This is a genomic window from Streptomyces sp. SPB074, from assembly GCF_000154905.1.
Classification (GTDB): Bacteria; Actinomycetota; Actinomycetes; order Streptomycetales; family Streptomycetaceae; genus Streptomyces.
The window spans coordinates 4,206,603-4,211,524 of the sequence record NZ_GG770539.1 but is presented as its reverse complement, the minus strand read 5'-3'; the positions used below and the strand labels follow the sequence as shown (position 1 = coordinate 4,211,524).

The following is a 4,922-nucleotide window of genomic DNA, read 5'->3' as shown; positions in this document are numbered from 1 at the left end:
GATCTCGGCGACCCCGCAGGCCCGCGCGAGCAGCCGGAGCCCGGCGACGAGGAGCAGGTTCTCGACGGGCTCGGGCAGCGGCCCGTACCGGTCGGTCAGCTCCTCGCGTACCGCCGTGATGTCCTCCTCCGAGGTGGCCGCCGCGATCGCCCGGTACGCCTGGAGGCGCAACCGCTCGCCCGGGGCGTACTCGTGGGGGACGTGCGCGTCCACCGGGAGTTCGATCTTGACCTCGGGCGGCAGTTCCTCCTCGGAGGTCCCGTCGAGCTGGGCCCGGTAGTCGGCGACGGCCTCGCCCACCATCCGCACGTACAGGTCGAAGCCGACGCCCGCGATGTGCCCGGACTGCTCGCCGCCGAGCAGGTTGCCCGCGCCGCGGATCTCCAGGTCCTTCATCGCGACGTACATGCCCGCGCCCATCTCGGTGTGCTGCGCGATCGTCGCGAGGCGTTCGTGCGCAGTCTCCGTGAGCGGCTTCTCCGGCGGGTAGAGGAAGTACGCGTACCCGCGCTCGCGGCCGCGGCCGACGCGCCCGCGGAGCTGGTGGAGCTGGGAGAGGCCGAAGTTGTCGCCGCGCTCCACGATCAGCGTGTTGGCGTTGGAGATGTCGATGCCGGACTCGACGATCGTGGTCGAGACGAGCACGTCGAACTTCTTCTCCCAGAAGTCCACCACGACCTGTTCCAGGGCCTGTTCGCTCATCTGCCCGTGCGCGGTCGCGATGCGCGCCTCGGGGACGACGGCGCGGAGCCTGGCCGCCGCCCTGTCGATGGAGTCGACGCGGTTGTGGATGTAGAACACCTGGCCCTCGCGCAGGAGTTCACGCCGGATCGCTGCCCCGATCTGCTTCTCGTCGTAGGGGCCGACGAAGGTGAGGACGGGGTGCCGCTCCTCGGGCGGGGTGGTGATGGTGGACATCTCGCGGATGCCCGTGACGGCCATCTCCAGCGTGCGCGGGATGGGCGTCGCGGACATCGTGAGGACGTCCACGTTCGCCCGCAGCTTCTTGAGCTGCTCCTTGTGCTCGACGCCGAAGCGCTGCTCCTCGTCCACGATGACGAGCCCGAGGTCCTTGAACTTCGTCTCCGAGGAGAAGAGGCGGTGCGTGCCGATGACGAGGTCGACGGAGCCGTCCCGCAGCCCCTCCAGGGTCGCCTTCGCCTCGGTGTCGGTCTGGAAGCGGGAGAGGGCGCGGATCGTGACGGGGAACTGCGCGTACCGCTCCGAGAACGTCGAGAGGTGCTGCTGCACGAGGAGCGTCGTGGGCACGAGGACGGCGACCTGCTTGCCCTCCTGGACGGCCTTGAAGGCCGCCCGTACCGCGATCTCCGTCTTGCCGTAGCCCACGTCGCCGCAGATGAGGCGGTCCATCGGGACCGTCTTCTCCATGTCGGACTTGACCTCGCTGATGGTGGTCAGCTGGTCGGGCGTCTCGGCGTACGGGAAGGCGTCCTCCAGTTCGCGCTGCCAGGGCGTGTCGGGCCCGAAGGCGTGGCCGGGGGCGGCCATGCGCGCGGAGTAGAGCTTGATGAGGTCGGCGGCGATCTCCTTGACGGCCTTCTTCGCGCGCGCCTTCGTCTTCGTCCAGTCGGCGCCGCCGAGCCGGTGCAGCGTGGGGGCCTCGCCGCCGACGTACTTCGTGATCTGTTCGAGCTGGTCGGTCGGGATGTAGAGGCGGTCGCCGGGCTGGCCGCGCTTGGCGGGCGCGTACTCGACCACGAGGTATTCGCGGGTCGCGCCCTGGACCGTCCGCTGCACCATCTCGATGTAGCGGCCCACGCCGTGCTGCTCGTGGACGATGTAGTCGCCGGTCTCCAGCGTGAGCGGGTCGATGGACTTGCGGCGGCGCACCGGCATCCGGGCGCCTTCCTTGCCGGCCGCCTTCTGCCCCGAGAGGTCCGTCTCGGTGAGGACGGCGAGCTTGCGCGCCGGGTCGATGAAGCCGTGGTCGATGGAGCCGCAGGAGACGTGGACGACGGCGGGCGAGATCGCGCCGAGGTCGGGATCGAGGCGGGCCGGGATGCCCTCGGTGCCGAGCACCTCGGCGGTACGGGACGCGGGGCCCTGCGCCTCCGTGACGTACACCGTGCGCCACCCCTCGCTGACCCAGCGCTTGGTGTCGGCGAGGGCGCGCGCGGTGTCGCCCCGGTAGGTCTCGGGGGCGTGCATCGCGAGGCTGATCGTGTCGCCGTCCAGTTCCTCGTCCACGGCGAACGGCGAGACCGACCACCACGGGGTGCCGAGGTCGTGCACGGCGTGCTCGCGCACGTCGGCGAGGGAGCGCAGCGAGGCGGCGCCGACGTCGATCGGCGCCTCGCCGCCGGTCGCGGAGGCCGCCCAGGAGGCTTGCAGGAACTCCTGGCTCGTCGCGACGAGGTCGGCGGCGCGGGTCCGGACCCGCTCGGGGTCGCACACGAGCGTCATCGACCGCTCGGGCATGACGTCGAGGAGCAGTTCCATGTCGTCCACGAGGACGGGCGCGAGCGATTCCATGCCCTCGACGGCGATGCCCTCGGCGATCTTGCCGAGCAGTTCGTGCAGCTCGGGGTGTTCCTCGGCGAGTACGGCGGCGCGGCGGCGCACCTCGTCGGTGAGGAGGAGTTCGCGGCAGGGCGGGGCCCACAGCCCGTGCTCGGCGATCTCCAGGGAGCGCTGGTCGGCGACCTTGAAGTAGCGGATCTCCTCGACCTCGTCGCCCCAGAACTCGACGCGGAGCGGGTGTTCCTCGGTCGGCGGGAAGACGTCGAGGATGCCGCCGCGCACGGCGAACTCGCCGCGCTTCTCGACCAGCTCCACGCGCGCGTACGCGGCGGCGGCGAGCGCCTGGACGATCTCCTGGAGATCGGCGCTCCGCCCCTGCCGCAGCGCGACGGGCTCCAGGTCCCCGAGCCCCTTGACCTGCGGCTGGAGCACGGAGCGGATCGGCGCGACGACGACGGAGACGGGCCCCGCCTCGGGGTCGTCCGCCTCGGGGTGCGCGAGGCGGCGCAGCACGGCGAGGCGGCGGCCCACGGTGTCGGAGCGGGGCGAGAGGCGTTCGTGCGGCAGCGTCTCCCAGGAGGGGAACTCGACCACGCCCTCGGCGGGGATCAGGGTGCGCAGCGCGGCGGCCAGGTCCTCGGCCTCGCGGCCCGTCGCGGTGACGGCGAGAACGGTACGGCGCGCCTCGCGCGCGAGCGCGGCCACGACGAAGGGCCGCGCGGCGGGCGGCCCGACGACATCCGCCCGGGTGCGGTGCCCGTCGCCCGCGGCCTTGACCGCCTCGGCGAGCGCCGGGTCGTCGAGCACCGCGTCGAGAAGACCGTGCAGACTCATGAATGCCATCCGTCCTTGGCCGGGGGTGTCCGTGCGCGACCCGGCACTGTCCGTACGTGGACCGGGGTCCGCTCCCGCCGCGCGGCAGCGGCCCGGAGCAACGCGAAAGACCGGCACGCGGTACGGGCCGGGGGTCTCCCAGCGTACGACGCGAAGCCCCCGGACGGGCGTGACAGTCACCCTCCGTACACGATCACGCCGGACCGGTGTCGCCGGACCGGTGCCATCGGGGCGGTGCGACCATCGCCGTCCGTCGCCGTCGGGGGGCTGCGCCCCCTCCTCAGTCGGCGGACCGGCCCGGCCGCACCGGGAGCCGGTCGGGCGGCCGGGGCGCGGGGGGCGGGGCGAGGTGGCCGATCTCGTGGTGGACCAGGTGGGAGAGGGGGTGGGTGTAGGTGGCGGAGAGGGGGTGCCCGGTGAGGGTCGTGGTGGCCACGGTGATGTCGCGGGGGTGGCGGACCGGGGGGCGGGGAGCGGGATGGCCGGGGCAGGTCGCGACGGACTCGGTCGTCTCGCGGGACGTGGCGGTGACGCGGGGGTTCAGGAGGATGACGGCGGGGGCGCCCCAGGGGGGCTGGACGAGGGCCGCCGCGCGGGGGATGCCGATCTGCGGGGCCGAGAGGCCCACTCCCTCCGGGAAGGGGCACAGCCGCAGCACGCGGTCCAGTACCGCCTCGATCGCCCGTACCGTCCTCGTCGCCTCCTCCCGCTCCCTCGGCAGGTCGAACTCCGTGACCGGGCGCGCCAGTTCCGGCGCCCCCTCCAGCAGCACCCCCAGCTCCCCGATCCGCTCCGGCGCCGGCCGCTCCCGCTCGGCGGGCAGACAGCGTCCCCGGTGCCCCTCCCACAGCCCGCACGGCAGCCCGCCCCCGGCCGCGCCTTCGCACGGCGGCAGCAGCCTCGCCTGGTACGGCGGCATCTCGCGCGTGAACGTCACCCACACCGCCCCCTCCCGCAAATGCCGCACCCGTCCGACGTGTTCGACGCCCTCGTGCCGTTCGAGCCCGCACCGCGTGCGGCTCGCGGGCTCCCCGCCCACCGTGTGGATGCTCAGCCGCTTCGCGAAGATCCGCATCAGATGCGGCACGTCCGTCTCAGCGTCGCAACGCACCGTCGCGGCCTCGTCCTCGGGCAAGCTCGTCTCCTTCATGGGGGCTCCCGCCTTCCGTTCCGCCGCTTCCGTCCGCACGGAAACCGGTTCGGCGACCAGCTCGTACCAGCCGCCGTCCACGTCCGGGAACCGCGCCCCGAACGGCCCCCCGCCCTCCAGCACCTCCCCCACCGCCGCCTGACCGGCCGCGTCCTCCGCCCACGCCCGCAGCGCCGTCGGCGCGTCCGGGCCCGGTACGAACGTCGGTCGTACGAGCGCCCCCGGCGCTCACCGGACGCGCGGCCCCGGATCGAGCCGCATCGCGAGTCGCAACGCCGTCGTCTGCAGCCACGCCGCGCACTCCGCCGCGTCCACGAGTCGAGGGCGAGGACATCAATTAATCTGGTTGGATTTTTTATTCTGGACATAAAAGAAACTCACGAGGCCAGAAAGGTCCTGTCATGACCGGTGTTATCTGTATGTTCAGGATATGTAACGTATGTTTTTTTTTTTTTTT

Annotated in this window: 2 protein-coding genes; both read right to left on the bottom strand. The window is 72.3% G+C overall.

The window, feature by feature from the left end; genetic code table 11:
• On the bottom strand, positions 1-3,315 hold a 3,315-nt coding region (mfd, locus tag SSBG_RS17545), incomplete at its 3' end, for a transcription-repair coupling factor (protein WP_037870043.1).
• Between the two features lie 280 nt (positions 3,316-3,595).
• Entirely contained in the window at positions 3,596-4,588 is a 993-nt protein-coding gene (locus SSBG_RS30270) for a peptide deformylase (protein WP_234010569.1), read from the bottom strand.
• Positions 4,589-4,922: the final 334 nt, after the last annotated feature.